Origin of the sequence: Paenibacillus sp. MMS20-IR301 (assembly GCF_032302195.1) — a bacterium.
Taxonomy (GTDB): domain Bacteria; phylum Bacillota; class Bacilli; order Paenibacillales; family Paenibacillaceae; genus Paenibacillus_AQ.
The window spans coordinates 6469031-6487409 of the sequence record NZ_CP135275.1 but is presented as its reverse complement, the minus strand read 5'-3'; the positions used below and the strand labels follow the sequence as shown (position 1 = coordinate 6487409).

16 protein-coding genes are annotated in these 18379 nt (G+C 38.5%); 1 reads left to right on the top strand and 15 read right to left on the bottom strand.

Annotation, left to right across the window (positions count from 1 at the left end):
- Positions 1 to 165: 165 nt before the first annotated feature.
- The 15 genes from rfbD to LOS79_RS27700 all read right to left on the bottom strand — a co-directional run bounded on the left by rfbD (position 166) and on the right by LOS79_RS27700 (position 15442).
- Positions 166 to 1026: a dTDP-4-dehydrorhamnose reductase gene (gene rfbD, locus LOS79_RS27770; RefSeq protein ID WP_315422486.1), complete on the bottom strand. Its 861-nt coding sequence runs from the start codon at positions 1024 to 1026 to the stop codon at positions 166 to 168.
- Positions 1027 to 1034: 8 nt separating this feature from the next.
- Entirely contained in the window at positions 1035 to 2057 is a 1023-nt protein-coding gene (rfbB, locus tag LOS79_RS27765) for a dTDP-glucose 4,6-dehydratase (RefSeq protein ID WP_315413979.1), read from the bottom strand.
- A 79-nt stretch (positions 2058 to 2136) separates the two neighbouring features.
- Positions 2137 to 2685, bottom strand: coding sequence for a dTDP-4-dehydrorhamnose 3,5-epimerase (gene rfbC / locus LOS79_RS27760; RefSeq protein ID WP_315413977.1), 549 nt, complete (start codon positions 2683 to 2685; stop codon positions 2137 to 2139).
- Between the two features lie 19 nt (positions 2686 to 2704).
- Positions 2705 to 3448 carry a sugar phosphate nucleotidyltransferase gene (locus LOS79_RS27755; protein ID WP_315413976.1) on the bottom strand — a complete coding sequence of 248 codons (744 nt, stop codon included), beginning with the start codon at positions 3446 to 3448 and terminating at the stop codon, positions 2705 to 2707.
- A gap of 48 nt (positions 3449 to 3496) precedes the next feature.
- The gene (locus LOS79_RS27750) at positions 3497 to 3796 is read right to left on the bottom strand and encodes an EamA family transporter (RefSeq protein ID WP_315413975.1); all 300 of its coding nucleotides are present in this window, start codon (positions 3794 to 3796) and stop codon (positions 3497 to 3499) included.
- A 22-nt stretch (positions 3797 to 3818) separates the two neighbouring features.
- Positions 3819 to 4169, bottom strand: a complete 351-nt coding sequence (locus LOS79_RS27745) for an EamA family transporter (protein WP_315413974.1) — start codon at positions 4167 to 4169, stop codon at positions 3819 to 3821.
- A 35-nt stretch (positions 4170 to 4204) separates the two neighbouring features.
- Positions 4205 to 5131, bottom strand: a complete 927-nt coding sequence (locus tag LOS79_RS27740; RefSeq protein ID WP_315413973.1) for a glycosyltransferase family 2 protein — start codon at positions 5129 to 5131, stop codon at positions 4205 to 4207.
- A 49-nt stretch (positions 5132 to 5180) separates the two neighbouring features.
- Positions 5181 to 7634 carry a DUF6020 family protein gene (locus LOS79_RS27735; protein WP_315413971.1) on the bottom strand — a complete coding sequence of 818 codons (2454 nt, stop codon included), beginning with the start codon at positions 7632 to 7634 and terminating at the stop codon, positions 5181 to 5183.
- Positions 7635 to 7637: 3 nt separating this feature from the next.
- The gene (locus LOS79_RS27730) at positions 7638 to 9338 is read right to left on the bottom strand and encodes a glycosyltransferase (RefSeq protein WP_315413970.1); all 1701 of its coding nucleotides are present in this window, start codon (positions 9336 to 9338) and stop codon (positions 7638 to 7640) included.
- Between the two features lie 38 nt (positions 9339 to 9376).
- Positions 9377 to 10375, bottom strand: a complete 999-nt coding sequence (locus LOS79_RS27725; protein WP_315413969.1) for a methyltransferase domain-containing protein — start codon at positions 10373 to 10375, stop codon at positions 9377 to 9379.
- A 19-nt stretch (positions 10376 to 10394) separates the two neighbouring features.
- Positions 10395 to 12098: a glycosyltransferase gene (locus LOS79_RS27720; protein ID WP_315413968.1), complete on the bottom strand. Its 1704-nt coding sequence runs from the start codon at positions 12096 to 12098 to the stop codon at positions 10395 to 10397.
- A gap of 22 nt (positions 12099 to 12120) precedes the next feature.
- Positions 12121 to 12939, bottom strand: a complete 819-nt coding sequence (locus LOS79_RS27715) for a glycosyltransferase (protein WP_315413966.1) — start codon at positions 12937 to 12939, stop codon at positions 12121 to 12123.
- An 18-nt stretch (positions 12940 to 12957) separates the two neighbouring features.
- Positions 12958 to 13692 carry an ABC transporter ATP-binding protein gene (locus tag LOS79_RS27710; protein ID WP_315413964.1) on the bottom strand — a complete coding sequence of 245 codons (735 nt, stop codon included), beginning with the start codon at positions 13690 to 13692 and terminating at the stop codon, positions 12958 to 12960.
- 20 nt (positions 13693 to 13712) lie between these two features.
- Complete coding sequence (locus LOS79_RS27705; RefSeq protein ID WP_315413963.1) at positions 13713 to 14492, bottom strand: ABC transporter permease; 780 nt, start codon at positions 14490 to 14492, stop codon at positions 13713 to 13715.
- Positions 14493 to 14497: 5 nt separating this feature from the next.
- Complete coding sequence (locus LOS79_RS27700) at positions 14498 to 15442, bottom strand: NAD-dependent epimerase/dehydratase family protein (RefSeq protein WP_315413962.1); 945 nt, start codon at positions 15440 to 15442, stop codon at positions 14498 to 14500.
- A gap of 109 nt (positions 15443 to 15551) precedes the next feature.
- Between LOS79_RS27700 and LOS79_RS27695 the strand changes: the two genes are divergently transcribed.
- Positions 15552 to 18293: an O-antigen ligase family protein gene (locus LOS79_RS27695; RefSeq protein WP_315413961.1), complete on the top strand. Its 2742-nt coding sequence runs from the start codon at positions 15552 to 15554 to the stop codon at positions 18291 to 18293.
- Positions 18294 to 18379 lie beyond the last annotated feature (86 nt).

Sequence of the window (18379 nt, the reverse complement as noted above, 5' to 3'; positions counted from 1 at the left end):
TTCCCCTTCGCTTCTTTTTGCTTCTCAAATAGTTTTTTTAGTGATTCATATATATCATTATAACGAAAAGAAAGGTAGCCGGCTATGATAGGCCTTATTACCGTTAAATAGACAAAAACCCCCAACCTGCTTCTTAGGCAGTCTAGGGGTTCATCTATCCAATTATTACTTCAGCTCCAGCAAGAAATCTCTCAGTCCCTCCCGCCATGGGCGGATATCCTGAAACCCGTTGGTACGGATGGCCAGATGCTCCATGACCGAATTGCGCGGACGCGGAGCAGGACGCGGGAACTGCTCGGTGGCACACGGCTCAAGCTTCGCTGTAAACTGTAGCCCCAGAATATCCTCAGCCTCTGCAAAGATTGCCTCTGTGAATTCATACCAGGTGCAAGCTTCGCTGTTTGAAGCATGGTAGATACCATACTTTTCAGTCTGAATCAGCTCAAGTAAGAAACGTGCCAAGTCTACGGTATAAGTAGGCGAACCCTTCTGGTCATGCACCACCTGCAGCAAAGGCTTCTCCTGTCCCAGCTTCAGCATCGTTTTCACAAAGTTGTTGCCGTATTTGCCGTACACCCAGGAGGTGCGGACGATGAAGAATTTAGAAGACAAGGACTGGACCAGGATCTCTCCGGCACGTTTGGACTTGCCGTAGATACTCTTAGGATCGGTATTGTCATATTCATGATACGGCTCTACTCCCATGCCATCGAATACATAATCCGTGCTGATATACACCAGCTTAGCTCCTGCCTTCTCAGCAGCAAGCGCCACATTCCGGCTTCCGGTAGCATTAATCAAATAAGCTGCATCAATGTCGGTCTCTGCCGCATCAACAGCAGTATGAGCCGCGCAATGAATGACTGTATCCGGAGCAAAGGCGCCGATGATTTCCTGACACTGGTCCAAATCGGTAATATCCATCTCCTGTCGGTCGCAGCCCAGCACCTCGAAGTTTTGGCTTTGCAGCAAAAGCATAAGATCCTGCCCCAGTTGTCCGGCCGAACCAGTTACGAAAACCTTCATCTTCGCCATTACAGAGAATCCCCCAGACGGCTGCCGTACTGAAGTTCGGCATACTTCTGGTATTCTCCCGACTGGATGCGGGTCCACCATTCTTGATTGTTGAGGTACCACTGAATCGTTTCTTTAATCCCAGTCTCAAACGTATGCTTCGGCTTCCAGCCCAGTTCATTCGTGATCTTGGCTGGATCAATACCGTAGCGGCGGTCATGGCCTGGTCGATCCTGTACGTAAGTAATCAGGGAATCCGGTTTACCCAGTTCCTGCAGTACGGTGTTTACGATGTGCATATTGGTCCGCTCATTGTTGCCGCCGATGTTGTACACTTCACCGTTAACACCTTCATGAATAACGAGGTCAATCGCGCTGCAGTGATCCTCAACATAGAGCCAGTCACGGATATTCATTCCGTCACCATAGACAGGCAGCGCCTGATCAGCCAGTGCACGGGAGATCATAAGCGGGATCAGCTTCTCCGGGAACTGATAAGGACCGTAGTTATTGGAGCAACGGGTAATATTAACCGGCAGCCCAAATGTTTCGTGGTAAGCACGTACCAGTAAATCTCCACCCGCTTTGCTTGCGGAATATGGGCTGTTTGGAGTCAGTGGTGTTTCTTCTGTGAAGAGACCTGTAGCCCCAAGGGTTCCATAGACTTCATCCGTAGACACTTGCACGAATTTAGTGATACTGTATTTCTTCGCCGCATCCAGCAGTACCTGTGTGCCTAAGACATTCGTCTTCACAAACACCTCTGGCTCCAGGATACTCCGGTCTACGTGAGACTCTGCCGCAAAGTTAACTACAATATCCACGCCATCACCGATCAGCGCATCCATTGCCGCCACATCGGTAATGTCCGCCTTGACGAATGTATAGTTTGGATGGTTCTCGATTGATTTCAAGTTTTCCAGATTACCTGCGTAAGTCAACGCATCCACGTTAACGATCTTGTAATCAGGGTGTTGCTGCAGCATGTATATTACGAAGTTGCTGCCGATGAAGCCGGCTCCGCCGGTGATGAGGAGTTTCATTGGTTTTGACCACCTTTTTCAAAAAGAAATAATTGTATGCTATCGATTCCAGAGCGGAAACGATTCTGTACATTGAGTATTAATCAAAATTCAACTCAGCATCCTCTAATAACGGATGATGCTGATCTTTGCCAGACAACACCGGATTCGCTGTCGGCCAGTCAATCCCAAGCGCCGGATCACTCCATAGTATGCCGCGATCATGCTCAGGGGAATAATATTCGTCCACCTTATATAGAACTTGGGTGTTTGGCACAAGTGTGCAGAAGCCGTGAGCAAACCCCTTAGGGACCAGCAGCTGCCGCTTATTATATTCGCTGAGAAAAACCCCGACCCATTGTCCAAAAGTTGGAGAACTGCGGCGAACATCCAAAATAACATCATAAATGGCTCCGGTAAGTACACGGATCAGCTTCGTTTGGGCTTTGGGATTCAACTGATAGTGCAATCCCCGAAGTACGCCAACCTCTGCCGAGAGAGATTGATTGTCTTGGATGAATTTAAAGTTCACTCCTGACTTATGCATGACTTCTTCATTATAGCTCTCCATAAAAAAACCCCGGTTGTCGCCATGGACCACCGGTTCGAGTAGGCTTGCGCCTTGAAGTTGTAAAGGAGTGACTTTCATACAGGGCTCCTCCTCATATCTATAGTTTTAATGTACCAAACGACTCATCATACATTATATCTTTAGCCAGTTCATTCGCCTTCGCAAGTGAAGCATGTGTTCCAGCATCCGTCCACCAGCCGTTTAGAACATCGTAAGTCAGTTCATTCCTTTGAATATATGCATTGTTAACATCCGTTATTTCAAGCTCGCCGCGATTGGAAGGAGTGAGCCTTTTAATAATTTGAAAAACATTGCTGTCAAACATATATATGCCGGTTACTGCAAAACTGCTCTTAGGAATTTGCGGTTTCTCTTCAATAGAACTAATCTTATCATTTTGCAGCTCAGGTACACCAAAGCGTTGGGGATCTGTAACCTTCTGGATTAAAATTTTAGCTCCGTTGCCTTGAGCTTCGAAGTTCATAATATATGGAGTAATATCCTCTTCGAACACATTGTCGCCCAGAATGACTACACATTGCTCCCCTCCGACAAAATGCTCTGCCAGGCCAAGAGCCTGTGCGATACCGCCTGCTTCGTCCTGGACCTTGTAAGTGAAAGAAACCTGCATAGTGCTGCCGCTCCCCAACAAATTCACCACATCACCCATATGCTCTTTGCCGGTTACAATTAGAATATCATGAATGCCGGCTTGTTTGAGCTTATAGATGGCGTGAAAAATCATGGGGTACTTGCCGACAGGGAGCAAGTGCTTGTTGGTCACTTTGGTTAAAGGAAACAGACGGGAGCCTGTGCCTCCGGCTAGGATTATGCCTTTCATAAAATATATCCCCTCAAATTTTTAATAAACTTATTTGTATATGCTCTTTCATTGGATAAGACAGAAAGCTCCTATGATTATTAATAATATTCCAAAAATCTTTCTTAAGGTAATACGTTCAGATAAGAAATAATAGGAGATTATTAAGGTCCACAAATATGTTATAGAGGTTAAAGGATATACCTTTGTGTAAGGCAACATCCCTAATAAGATGACATTTAAGATTGCACTTATAAAATATAAACTGCCACCAACTAACAAAAACACAACAAAGCCTTTATTGACACCTATCTTATATGAAGAGAGTTTTTTAAATGAGTAACCACCAAATGCACCCATAAGTGTCATTAGAAGAAGAATGATTGCTTCTTTAACTATCTCCACCCCCAATCATAATCACTCCACATAATATAATCAGGGTACCGATAAGTTCTTTATAAGTAACCATCTCCAGCAGGAAAAAATATCCGATAAATAAACCAAATAGATATCCCACACTAAGCAATGGATGTAAAACAGACAGCGCACCATGACGGAATGCAATAAGCATTAATAAGGCTCCCAACGCATATAAACAAAACCCAAAAAATAAGTATAATAAACTTTTTTGATCAGATAACTTCCATAAAGCTTGACCTACAGAGGTACATAATGCTGAAAAAAGAATGAATACAATTCCTTTTTTATTATTCCTAAAGGATTGAAGCATTTTAAAGAACATTTTTTTCAATCCTCTCGTTCAAATCTGGTTATTATTTACTTATAAAGATGTTTAACCCTGTGAAGATCCAACTCATATTGCTTGCGAGAATTTGAGGATACAGTGTCCAATATCAATCCACAAGCTTGACTAAGAATAGAAAGATTAACCAAACCAACTGCAAGGATAGCTGATGGAACCTTCGTAATATATCTGTTCTGAAAAAACTCAACTATAACAGGAATGCCAATCAGTAAGCCTAACACTAAAAAAAAGGCAGCCCAGATCGAAAAAAACACCAACGGCTTGTAATCCTTAAAAAGTGTAAAGATAGTCTTAATCACTTTATATCCGTCTTTATAAGTATTAAGCTTTGACACACTTCCCTCAGGACGATCACGGTAATCAATAGGAATTTCTTTAATAAGAAATCGCTTATCCAAGGAATGAATACTAATTTCTGTTTCGATTTGGAATCCCGTACTCATTACAGGAAAAGACTTAACTATGAATTTATTAAAACCTCTGTACCCTGTCATAATATCGTTGATATCACTCTTATAAAGCGTATTAATAAGTTTTCTAACCAATTTATTTCCAAAATCATGAAAATTACGCTTGTTTTCTTGGGTATAGGTACCGTTAGATAATCTATCCCCAATTACCATATCAGCCTCATTATTTTTCAAAGGTTTCAATAAGTCATGCACAAACTCGGCTGGATAAGTGTCATCTCCGTCAACCATGATATAGTAATCAGCTTCAATATCAAAAAACATGGATCTTACAACATTCCCTTTTCCCTGTCTGTATTCTTTTCTGACAATTGCTCCATGAAGAGTTGCAACAGAAGCAGTTTGATCATTTGAATTGTTATCATAAACATAGATTTTGGCTTCTGGTAATTCCTTTCTAAAATCCGATATTACTTTTCCAATCGTTTTTTCCTCATTATAACAGGGTATTAATATTGCGATTTCCATTTTGTCTCCTTTTAATAAATAATAATTATTTTTTCATCCAACGAGTAATTCAAGCATTTTCTGCAGTTTGATCATTATTATAAATAATAAAGCCTAATAAAAAGAAGAATATAAAGAACTCAAAGTATATATATCTGTAATCCTGCCACGCCATAGAAACAGATAACGATAATACATTCGCTACCAAAGGTAAGAAGACCAGGTACATGTTGTTCATTTTACGAATAAAACAATAATAGATTAAGAGCAAAAACAGGATCATGTATAGTCCTCCCCTCCAAAATATTATATTAAGCATATCATTTTGAGAGGCACGATCCAGAATTGCTGTAAAGAAGCTTGTGAGACTATTGGGATGTCTTACCAAACCCATATCATTTTCGTAAACTCCATTGCTGTATTTATTATTGTAGGCATCTGCCGGCTGAGTAACGTCCCATATCAGATTCAACCCAGCCAAACGATCACTAATTACTACCATTGGATTTTTCACAAGAGTACTCAGATACATCGATAGAATTTCTTTTGTACTCTTTTGCGACAGCTTATTAATATATTCATATTGGTTATCAAAAATATACGGATCTGCAGAATATGGAGTGTAGAGTCTCTTCCATTCTTCTAACGGCATTATATCTTCCATGAAATTGGATGTTATAGATGATAAATCACCATCGTGATAAATTACACTTGCAATTCCGTGAACAGGAGCTGAGTATTGTACACCTGCTGGATTCGGAATAACTTTATAGGCCGAGTAAATAGGACCTTTGATTCCCGCAACCAAAATAACTGCTACAACCAAACTTATAATTATTTTATAATCCTTTTTTAAAATCACCCAAATGAATAATGCTATAATAGCCATTACAAAAGGGATTACACCATTATGTCTAAACAAATAAACACAACTCAATGCACCCGTTAAACTAATTAAATTGAGAATATTAGCTGAAAAGTTATTCTTCCTCACAACAAGTCTTGCGAACACTAATGTGAGCCATAGTAAAGAGATGGTATACGGTATATCCTTCCACAATGTCACTATATTGCTTCCGTTATTTGGAACAACTGCGAATAAAAACGCCCCAATGAAAGCCCATTTTTTAGGCATGCCGCAATTAACCAGAAGTACTAGAAATGAACTTATTACCGCAGCAGCAAAACACATTTGAAACAATGCAACCGATACGGGAGAGGGATAGATGCTTACAATCATCTTTATAACCAAGGTATGAAAAGCAGGATGCCAGTCACTTAATTGTTCTATTCCCAAAGCCTCTTTCCATTGGCTTATTGAGTCAGGGGAAATATTGGCAGGATTAAAAGCAATCAAGTACAATCCCCAAACAACCATCATAAGTGCGAACAGTTGAATCCACAAAAAAAGTTTATTGCTCGTAAATGAGCGGTCTTTATGAAGTATATTCTTCTGATGTAACCGATCAACAAATCTTATAAAAGATATCTCAAAAGGTATCAACCACAAGCAAAACAAAAAGAAAACAGATATATTTTTGATGTCAAAATAAAAGACGTTAGAATCCACGAACAACTTGTTGTTGAGAATAGCAAATGAAGAGTAACATGTAATGACCACGAAGAACATCTTTTGTGTTGTATTACTAAAATATTTCGAAAAATCACCTGATTGTATAGTTTTCATAAATGTAATTCCACATACTATAGAGATAAGTATTAAGAAACCGTCCATGATCTTATTGACTGAGAGACTTCCAGTTAAAATAAAAACAATCCAATATAAATATGCAAAAAATAAACAATACAGTTTGTTTTTATAATTACCTAGATTCAGTAATGCTAACGTTAACGAAATAAAGAATACAAATGCAGCAAAATGATATAATAAAATTTCAACACTGGAAATTCTCAATATATTCCCCTTGACTTCATAAGAATAACTTGAAGCCTCTGTGGAATAGAGATCTACCTTCTCACTTACAGAGTTTTCTTGAATATTTACTTGACCAGACCAAGGATGCTTTAGAAATAATATCTCTATCTTTTCTGAACGTTGAAATGGAATTTGTAGAGAGGCAGGTTGATCAGTAAAACTAATTAAAGAGCCTTCTCTCAATTCCCATGAATTAGGACGATTAACCTCGCTCAAATCCATTTCCAACCCATCAACAACAACACCTGTAATCCATACCTCGCTCGAATTTGAAAGAGGATTTTTCTCACCGGAAGCCGTTATAGTTACTAAGGAAGATTGACTTTCTTGATCTTTAAGTATTTCTCCACCTGCACCAATAATCAGAAGTGAGATAATAACAGAAAATATAATTCTCTTTCTATTAAGTAGAGGAGCATGTCCATTATTAATTTTTTTGATCAAATAGTATCCGAAAAACTGAACTACAACAAAGTAACTAAAAACAAGAGCGTATTGTAATACTGATTGAAGAGTATACAAATCCACAATCTCTGTTAGATAAAAAGAATTGCATATAATAATTAAAAATAATATTATTTTCTTCATACTTTAAACCTTTCTTAACCATCTTAGCAAAGCGCCTAATTTCCTCAAAGGAAGAGTGATTTTCCAGGACAATGTGGTTTCATAGGTGTGTATAATGTTCTTGTATCTATTGACAACCTCTTCTATTTCAGGAGAATAACTTGAATTTATATCTTTTGAGAAATAATCTATTAGAATTTGATTTTTGTATGATACTCCATCTTTAACATCCCACCACGAGGCATCGTAATGATGTATCGCTATATTATGACCATCATAAATATCTATGGTTAAGATATTCGCAGAATAAACTTTAATGTTATCCTTAAGCAATTGTGTTTCGCCATTCAGCTTTATTTTATAGTCTTTTTCCATCAAAGTTGTCAGCCTCTTTACTACTGTGAGGCTTATGTTTCTTGTGCCATCGGGGTTAAGAAAGTGCTCATTGTCATAGGTATGCAACCATTTACCCATCAAGCTATTCCCTTGCACGGCACCAAAGATACCCGCCTGAACGATTGCCTTCAATTCAAAAGCAAAGAACGCAGAATGTAATCTCAAAGCATCAATTCTTCCAGTTAACTCCATATCAGTATCAAGATAAAACCCACCTTGTTCGAAAAGTACCTTTATCCGAAAATAATCTGCGACAAACGCCCACTTCTTAGCTTCATATGCTTCCTTCACATACACATTTTCTTCCATGTTACAATTAGATTCATTCCATTCGATCAACTCGTAATCCCCTGCATATTTCCCCCAAGACTGAATACACTTTTGAATCAACTCGCTTTTCGGGCCATCCCCAAACCAAAAATAATGTATCTTCTTAGGTATCAATTTCTTATTCAGCAGATTGACAATTCTATTACTTTTAATTTCATCCAGTATATAGGGATTTCGGCTAAATATTAGTTGTTTATCTTTGGCATATTCCAAAAAATCATCTGCAAATTCCGGCTTAAATTCAATAAATGTTGTTATACTTTTATAAACAGCAAATTCAATCTCTGATTTGTAGCGCTCACATGCATTATCTAATACTCTTTGCCAAGAATTAATAACACCCTTTGTTCTTTCGTCCACACTATATGTAATAGAGTGTTGCCGTTGTCGGTAATAATACATTGGAAATTCTAAATAGCCTATACTGTTAGCATAGGACATATAAATAGGGGTAGTACCAATATCTTCATACCAATCACTCGAAAAAGTAAGTAGGTCAAAAAATTTTTTGGCATACAATTTATTGCAGGCAGTTGCTGGATCCATCGAATTAATAACGATTTGACTTGGAGTAAATGATTCACCCCTAAAGCCTTTAGCAACATGACCAGACTCCCAGCCATCCTGAACAACCATAAAATCGCAAAGTATGATATCATGCCCTTGTTTTGTCATTTCATACATAGATTGATACATTTTCGGATCAATCCAATCGTCCGAATCCACAAAACCGATATATTTCCCTCTCGCTTCTCTTACGCCAAAATTTCGAGCTTCTCCTAGCCCGCCGTTCTCCTTTTGATATGCTGAGATTTTTTCAGGATATCTGGCTGCATATTCTTCAATGATAAGTTGGGATGCATCTGTTGATCCATCATTCACAATGATAATCTCCAGACTCTCTAATGTTTGGTTAAGCAATGAGTCCAAACATTTCCTTAGATATTTTTCTACATTATAAACAGGTACTACAACAGAAACTTCTATTTCTTTTCCCATTTTATCCATCCATTCATATAGATTAATTAAAAAACAATTTAACCGATATCCTCACCTTTTTTAAATATATAGAAATCTGAGGGTGAGGTTATATCTTCATATCCTAGTTGAAAAGGATATTTATTAGGTATAAACTCGACAAGCATCCATTCTCCAAATTTTTCATGTACGTATCTCATAAACTTTCTATTTCTAAACTCAAGCCATTCCGTAAACTCCTCATGATTACTGGAGTAAATAATAACGTACTGATTTGAACTAGCAAATAAATTGTCCATATATCTCTCATAAACATCATCCTCATTAAGATGAAAGATTACATCAAGTGATAGAGAAAGATCATACTTTCTATCTAAATAAATCTCAGATTCATTAGTAGTATAAAATTTTTTGGAGCGGTCAGAGCTAAATTTAATTTTGTTTTTTTGAATAATCGTTTCCGATACATCCACTCCAACATATTCTTTATAGTTCATTAAAGATAGTTGATTTCCATCCCCGCATCCAAATTCAATTACATCTTGTATTAAATTTTCCTCGATAAAATTATTAATCACCTGTGCTTTAAATTCAGCCAAATGATTATAGGACCCTGTCCCTGAATTGAAACCATTTTTATAATGATTTTCCCAGAAATCCTTGGACTTGAAATCTTTAATTTCCTTCTGCTTCTTCACTAAGTTTTCATTTTCCAGCTTTAGTTTCTTGGTTTCCTCAATAGCTTGTTCAAGTTTTAATTGCATACTGGATTGTATAGTTGCATTTTTAATATTCAGTTCAGAAATATTTTTTTGAAGAACTTGAATGGATCCCTCGTTCTGCTCGTTCTGAACAAGAAGAACTCTATACTCTTGCTCTAAATTTGAGTATTGATTCATAATTTTTTTGTATTCATTTTCCTTAAAATCCACTATTCCCTGCTTTTCATCGACTACTTGTTGAAGCTCCTCACACGCCCGATAATACAAATTACGCTCGTTAATTAATCTATCAATTTGAGGAATTTTTTTCATTATTTTTTTTAATACCATTGACATTTCCATGCCCACCTCTCATTTAGGGCTTAAACTTCTTATAAAATTTATGCAAAGGAACAATAATCAACCGAAGACATCTTGCCTTGAATGAATTTTCATTATCTATGATATTTTTCCCGCTATGATAGAGTCGTCTCAAATTATCCTTTAGATTTCCCATATCAAAAGGGCCTCTATAAAAATAATCTTTTAACACAATATGTTTATATGAAATTTCCTCTTTGACATCCCACCAGGATGCATCATAATGATGAACCGCTATATTCTGGCCATCATAGACATCTATGGTTAAAACATTTGCAGAGTAAACCTTAACATTATCCTTGAGTAATTGTGTCTCTCCATTCAGCTTAATTTTATAGTCGCTTTTCAATAAAGCCGTAAGTCTCTTAACTACAGTAAAGCCTGTGTTTCTTGTACCATCTTGATTGAGAAAGTGTTCATTATCATAGGTTTGCAGCCACTTCTTCATTAAGACATGCCCTTGCACAGCACCAAGAATCCCTGCATGCACAATTGTCTTCGATTCAAAAGCAAAGAATGCAGAATGCATTCTCAACGCATCGATTCTTCTCACTAATTCCGTATCCGTATCAAGATAAAATCCACCCTGTTCGTAAAGCACCTTTATCCGAAAATAATCTGCGACAAATGCCCACTTTTTAGCTTCATATGCTTCTTTCACATACGTATTTTCTTCCATATTACAGTTAGATTCGTTCCATTCGATCAATTCGTAATCCCCGGCGTAATTTTTCCATGACTGAATGCAATTTTGAATCAACTCACTTTTCGGATTGCCCCCAAACCAAAAATAATGTATCTTCTTCGGAATTAGCTCTTTTGTTAACAGATCGGATATCTTCCCATCTTTTACTGCCTCTTGAAAATAAGGATTTACCGCAAAAATCTCACCATGTTCCTTTGCGAATCCCAAAAAATCATCTGCAAAGGCTGGTTTGAAATCTAAAAACACTACTATGCTTTTATAAACTGCAAATTCTAATTCTCTTTTATAATATTGATTTGAATGTTCCAGAACTCTTCTCCATGAATTCACTACTCCGACTGTTCTGAGATCCGTACTATATGTTATAGAAGTTCCCCGTTGTAGATAATAATATAGTGGAAGTTCCACATAACCTATGCTAGCTGCATAAGATAAGTAGATCGGAGTAGTTCCAATATCCTCATACCAATCTCTACTGAACCCAATCAGATCAAAAAACCTTTTGGCATACAGCTTATTGCAGGCAGTAGCAGGATCGATTGAATAAATCAATATTTCTTTGGGTTGAAAGGTCTGTCCCCTAAAACCTTTAGCCACATGCCCGTTCTGCGAGCCTTCCTGAACAACGAGAAAATCACACAGAACGATATCATGACCCTTTCTTGTCATCTCATACATAGACTTATACATTTCGGGATCAACCCAATCGTCAGAATCAACAAAACCAATGTACTGCCCTCTGGCTTTTCTGACCCCATAATTACGCGCTTCCCCTAATCCACCATTCTCCTTCTGATACGCAGAAATTTTCCCTGGATATCTCGCCTCATATTTATCTATAATATCTTGAGATGCATCGGTTGATCCATCATTCACGATGATGATCTCCAGACTCTCCAATGTCTGGTTAACCAATGAATTCAAGCATTTTTCCAAGTATCTCTCTACATTATAAACAGGTACAATAACAGATACATCGACTTCTTTCTCCATCTTATCCATCCATTCATTAGTCCTATTTATACAGAACACTTTTAATATTTCTCACAATAGCATTTAACATTCCAAACGATATCATCAAAAAACCAAGATTCCACGGATTTTTCTTCAAATATTCTTTTCTGATCTTCCAATCCCAGTATAGATGGTTTATAATTTTTGAATTTCCATATTCATTTAAGTCTGTATCAACTCTTTTATGGTAAAATGCAAGACTATCCGAGATAATCTTAACTTCATTTTCACATACAAATCTTATATTAAACTCCCAGTCGCCCAAAACAGGCAGATCTTCACGATAAACTCCAATGGTCTCCAATGCAGATTTTTTATAAACAAAAGCATTAGTAGTAAATAGATTTTTTCTAGCCAACTTAAAAAGAGTGACATGTCTTAGGCTGGGATTAAATAAACTCTCTTTTAATTGAACGATTTCATCATTTATTATCTTCTCATATACCAGATTGGTTTGTGTTGCCACACCAGCATATCTTTTATCATTTTCCAACTCCTGAATTGTAAAATTCAAAAAATCAGTACTCCATGTATCATCATCATCAAGCAGCGCGATATATTCCCCGTTGCTGTTCTTGATTCCAATGTTAGTCGCAACCTCCATGTCGTAGGCTTTCTTTAAATGAATAATGTGAAGCCTGTCATTTAATGAGCAATCAAACTCTTGCACTATTGCCTTTACTAGATTGCTGTCGCCACCATTGTTAATCAATTGAATTTCCCAAGCTTCAAATGACTGATCTAAAACACTTCGGATAGCTCTTCTTAGTAATAAAGGACGATCTTTGGTTCTGATAATAACAGAAACTAATGGCTTCAATATGACCCCCCTCTGCGTTTAACTTATACTATATAAATCCACTATTTCTTCAGCTGTTCCGATCATCTTCATTTTTCCTTTTTCAATCCAAAGCGCCTTGTTACATATTTCTTTAACTTGTTCGGCAGAATGAGAAACAAACAGCACAGTAGCCCCATCCCCCAACAGTTCATTCATCTTCTGTTTGCATTTCTCCTGAAATTTATAATCTCCAACGGCCAGAACCTCATCAACAATTAAAATTTCCGGTTTGATCGTTGTAGCTATTGAAAACGCTAATCTTGCCACCATTCCCGAAGAGAAGTTTTTGATTGGAATCTCTATAAAATCATGTAATTCTGAAAAATCAACTATACTCTCATAACACTGATCAATAAAATCTCTTGAATGTCCCAGAATAGCCCCATTTAAATATATATTTTCTTTAGCGGAAAGATCAAAATTAAATCCGGCTCCTAATTCTATAAGCGGGGCCAAACTACCTTTTATCTTTACGTTACCAGTGGTAGGCTTTAAAACTCCTGCAATAATTTTCAGTAGTGTACTTTTACCTGCCCCATTTAATCCGACTAAGCCGAATGTCTCTCCTCTTTTTATGTTAAAATTTATATTTTCCAGAGCAGTGAATTCATTATAAAATAATTGCCTTTTAAAAAGCTTTACTACGTACTCCTTAAGATTATCCACTTTCTCAGTGCTAAGATTAAACAACATGGATACATTATTGACTTCAATTATATTATCGGGTTCCATTCTTAAACCTCCGAGCTGAATTAAACATATAAAATAAATTTATCTTGTTTTTTATAGAAAGCATAAAAACCAATTATAAAACTAACTATTCCAATTGACAGACAAATAATATTGTCTTTAACTGTCGGGAAACTTTGGTACATAACAATCTGCCTAAAAAAGTCAACCATATAATAAAGAGGATTAATAGTAAAAATAAATTGATATTTTTCAGGTAAAACAGTTGGTGGATAAAAAAGAGGTGTGAAATACATCCACGCGGTAGTAAAAACCTCATATAAATAGCTTATATCTCTAAAAAACACATTATAAGCAGATAGTAGAAGCCCAACACCTGTCGCAAACAAAAATACATAAAAAATAGGAATGGGCAACAATAAAATTACTGGTGTAATTTTCACTCCTACCACTAACATAACTATCAATAGAGCTACAAGAGAAAACCCCGTATTAACCAATGAAGATAGACATCTAGCCAACGGAAAGATATATTTAGGAACGTAGACTTTTTTTATTAATGAGGCGTTTGCCACCACTGATCCCATTGATGAAGCAGTACCTTGGTAATATAAATCCCAAACGATCCGACCAGTCAGAACATACACCGGAAAGTAAGGGATATCACTCTTAAATAAGTTGGAGAATACCAAGGTCAGTACAACCATCATCATCAAGGGCTGCAAAACACTCCATATAATGCCTAATACTGATCTTCTGTATTTTAATTTAATATCGTTAATCACTAATTCACGAAGCAAATGTCTATACTTTATGAAATTAGCCCAATAATTTTTCATCATAACTACTACCCCTTAGTTTGATTCTTTTCTGTAATAGAGCTCTCTGCGTGATAATTAATTGTTTCTTTCAATCCATACTCTATGGAATAAACAGGCTTCCATCCTAACGCCTTTATGGCAGCTCTGTTATCTAGACAGCTATGCTGTATATCACCCATTCGTTCATCCTCATAACGAATCTCTGTCGATTTACCTGATTGAATATCCATTTTTCTCACAAGATCATTTAAGGTAATTGAACAATTGGTGCTAATATTATAGATCCCATCAACTTCACTATGAATAGCTGATATATTTGCATTTACTACGTCCTGAACATATATAAAGTCTCTGGTTTGCTCACCATTTCCGAATATTGTTATTTCCTTGTTGTTTATTATCTGATTCGCAAAAATGGATATTACACCAGCTTCGCCCATATGATCCTGTCGTGGACCAAAAACATTAGAGTATCTCAAAATTGAATACTGGAGACCATATAGCTTCGAATATGTTCTTATGTAATACTCGGGAACTAACTTAGAGATTCCGTAGAAAGAAATAGGGTCCGTAGGATGGTCTTCATCTATTATTTCATTTTTTGGAATTCCATACACAGCAGCAGATGATGAATAAATAATTTTCCTTACATTATATTTTTTGCATTTTTCCAGAACACTTACAGTCCCGCGGATGTTTATTTCCTGATCAAGCAACGGGTCACGAATAGATTTAGCGACATTTACTTGAGCTGCTAAATGTAATACAACTTCAGGACTAAATGTTTCAAAAACTCTTTCAAGCATAGGGGAGTTTAGGTCCATATCAAAGAAAATCGCTTTTGAATTTATATTTTCTTTTTTTCCTGTTAACAAGTTATCAACGATACCAACTTCATGATTTTCCAGTAACAATTGATCAACTATATTGGAACCGATAAAGCCAGCTCCTCCCATTACTAAAATTCTCAATGTAATTCCTCCGTAAAAAGTGTATTTTATTATTCTCATATACTACATTTTGCTGAAGCTAATATTATGCTAAAATATCCTCGTACCTACAGGAAAAGGAGATTATAACGTGTCGAAACAAGTATACGGTAAAAATGCTGTACAGTCGAGAAATGTTGAAAAAATATCCAGCTACATATGGGCTTTGGTTATTGGTTTTATTGTATTTTTGGCTTGGACCCCATTTCAGGTGGGATTGTTTAACGGACAGCAGATCGACTTTGAGAAGCCAATCTTCGTGTCAACGCTGCTGAGCAGCCTGATGCTGCTGGTCTGGATTGGCTTATACTTCACAAAGTTCAAGTTAGATGGTGAGCGCGACTTACTGGCAGTGGCTTCATTGCTGCTTCCGATCACATATGCTTTGTCGCTTATTGGCGCTGCTTCGCATTATATGGCGATGAATCTGCTGCTTATTCAGAGCATGTATGCCGCAGTATTCATTATAGCGTTATATTTGCTTCAACAAAAGCAACTAAATGTTGTCATTCAGAATGCCATTTTGGCGATTGCTTACTTTATTGTCGGCTTCGGGCTGCTAAACTGGCTCGGGAGCTCGAAATTCGCCGGGAGTCTGGTTGGCTGGTTCTCCAACACCGTGCGTGGTGGTAAATATTTGGATGCTGTAATGACAGACTCTAACGGTCTGCGCCTCACCTCCATTTTCCAATATGCAAATACGTATGCAGCGTTTCTGATGGCCTTCTTATTCGTTGCCGTATATGCGCTGGTTCGCTCAAAAAAATGGTACGGCGTCCTTACCCACAGCTTCATGCTTGTACCAATTATTGTGTCACTCCTGCTAACTCTTTCCCGCGGTGGGCTTGTCATGCTGCCAGTGGTGTTCATTCTGCTCTTGCTGTTCCTTAAACCTGCCCAGCAGATTCTCTGGATTATTCATCTGGCAGTTTCCGGTATTGCTGCATTGCTGGTCACTAGTCCGCTAACTACGCTCGGAACGGAGCTAAACACTGCTTTCACTTCATCGGCTGCTTTGAAAGCCTGGGCTTACCTTCTGGGCGCTTCTGCTGTAGTTGCTGCTCTAAGTTGGGTTATCCAGCGTTTTGCTGCTCCAAAGCTGCAGGCGAAGCTGGGAAGCTGGGAAGCACGCAAGGGAACCGGATTATGGATTCCGCTCGGTTCGGTTATCCTTGTTGCATTCATTGCCTTCCTGTTCATTGGTACAAGCGTTCGCAGCATTCTGCCTGGTAACATTCAAACCCGGCTAGAGAATATTAACTTTAAGCAGCACAGTGTACTTGAACGTATCACATTTTATAAAGATGCTATGAAGGTTGTGAAGGACTACCCGATTCTGGGCGCCGGCGGCGGCGGCTGGTCTTCCTTATATGAGCATTATCAGAACAATCCGTACACAAGCCGGCAGGTTCACAACTTCTTCCTGCAGTATCTGATTGAAGTCGGTATCGTTGGATTTATTGTGTTCATGGGCTTTATCGGATATATTTTCTACAAATATATTCGCACTTACCTCAAGCGGGAGAAGGATGAGTTTAATAACGGGTTCTTTTTCTGCATTATCGCCCTGTCCATCCTGATCCACAGCCTGCTGGACTTCAACTTAAGTTATGCGTTCATGGGAATACTGATATTCATCGGGCTGGCAGGCATGGGAGCTGTTATGGACAGTAAGCCGCTGCGCCGGAGCTGGAATAAACCCGGACTGCGTTTCGGATATTTCGCTGCGCTGGCGGTCGGCAGTGTGTTCCTGATCTTCCTGTCCATCAGCTATATCGGATCAAGCAATGATGCCCTCAAAGGCAAGACTTTGGTCAGCGTGAGTCAGTCCTATGAAGAGATTAAGACCCCGCTTGCAAAGGCACTGAAGAGCCGCCCGTTCCAGCCGGAATCGGCAATTTATCTGGCTTCCCTTGATCTGACGGTCTTTAGACAAACACAAGATGAGCAGTATTTGACTGAAGCTTATGATGTACTGAGCCGTGCATTAAAAGACGAGCCTTATAATAAGGATCTGCTGAAACAACTGGCCAGTTACTACCAGCTCAAGGGTGACAATGACCAGAGCTTTAACGTATACCGTGATAATGCAGACAAATTCAACTGGGATATCGATTGGTACGAAACGTTGATTAGCCGTTCTGAGACTCTCGCTGCGGCAGCCGATGCTCAGAATGATGAAGCTAAGAAACAGGAATATCTGACAGCCGGCTTAGACGCATATCAGCATGTAGTCGATGGAGTTGAGCATCTTAAGACTTTACCGCCTGAACAGCTGCAGGGCCGGCCGTTCTCCATTACTCCAACAATTGCTTTGAATGCCGCTAAAATGCAGGCACTGTCCGGGCAGGCTGAGCAAGCAGCCGCTACCTTGAAGCTCGGATTTACAGATTCATATGCTGATATTGCTGCTAGCGCAACACTTTGGGATACCAACTGGTACAGTTCACTGATTGCCCGTGCCTATGAACTGGCACAGCAGTCGTTTAGCCAGCAGGATGAGACAAACAAGGTTATTCATATCAATATTGGACTTACAGCCTATAGTCAGGTTGCAACTGATCTGCAGGGCCAGTCCCTTCCTGCTGCGGTCAACTTGAATGCAGGACGACTTCAGTATATGGCTGGTCAAGTGCAGGCGGCTGTAGCAACCCTAAAGCTTGCCTTGACTGATGATTACAGCGATGTCTCCAATCGCGAAGCTGCACGCTGGTATCTGGCCGCATTGAAGAAGATGGAATCAGCTCAAGATCAGGCCGTCTATGATAAGCTCATCGCTGCTGATCCTGCAGAGGCAGCTGCGATTGATACGATTGTGAATACGCAGTACTAAAAGCTATATGGAAAAAGCGGCCCGCTGTCTAAGGACAGTCGAGCCGCTTTTTTGTCGTAATAATTTATTGAAAAAGCACCGAATTA

Bases quoted from the DNA above. Each gene is read 5' to 3' on its own strand.
- rfbD (WP_315422486.1), bottom strand. From the start codon at position 1,026: ATGAAGGTTTTCGTAACTGGTTCGGCCGGACAACTGGGGCAGGATCTT.
- rfbB (WP_315413979.1), bottom strand. From the start codon at position 2,057: ATGAAACTCCTCATCACCGGCGGAGCCGGCTTCATCGGCAGCAACTTC.
- rfbC (WP_315413977.1), bottom strand. From the start codon at position 2,685: ATGAAAGTCACTCCTTTACAACTTCAAGGCGCAAGCCTACTCGAACCG.
- LOS79_RS27755 (WP_315413976.1), bottom strand. From the start codon at position 3,448: ATGAAAGGCATAATCCTAGCCGGAGGCACAGGCTCCCGTCTGTTTCCT.
- LOS79_RS27750 (WP_315413975.1), bottom strand. From the start codon at position 3,796: ATGACACTTATGGGTGCATTTGGTGGTTACTCATTTAAAAAACTCTCT.
- LOS79_RS27745 (WP_315413974.1), bottom strand. From the start codon at position 4,169: ATGTTCTTTAAAATGCTTCAATCCTTTAGGAATAATAAAAAAGGAATT.
- LOS79_RS27740 (WP_315413973.1), bottom strand. From the start codon at position 5,131: ATGGAAATCGCAATATTAATACCCTGTTATAATGAGGAAAAAACGATT.
- LOS79_RS27735 (WP_315413971.1), bottom strand. From the start codon at position 7,634: ATGAAGAAAATAATATTATTTTTAATTATTATATGCAATTCTTTTTAT.
- LOS79_RS27730 (WP_315413970.1), bottom strand. From the start codon at position 9,338: ATGGGAAAAGAAATAGAAGTTTCTGTTGTAGTACCTGTTTATAATGTA.
- LOS79_RS27725 (WP_315413969.1), bottom strand. From the start codon at position 10,375: ATGTCAATGGTATTAAAAAAAATAATGAAAAAAATTCCTCAAATTGAT.
- LOS79_RS27720 (WP_315413968.1), bottom strand. From the start codon at position 12,098: ATGGAGAAAGAAGTCGATGTATCTGTTATTGTACCTGTTTATAATGTA.
- LOS79_RS27710 (WP_315413964.1), bottom strand. From the start codon at position 13,692: ATGGAACCCGATAATATAATTGAAGTCAATAATGTATCCATGTTGTTT.
- LOS79_RS27705 (WP_315413963.1), bottom strand. From the start codon at position 14,492: ATGATGAAAAATTATTGGGCTAATTTCATAAAGTATAGACATTTGCTT.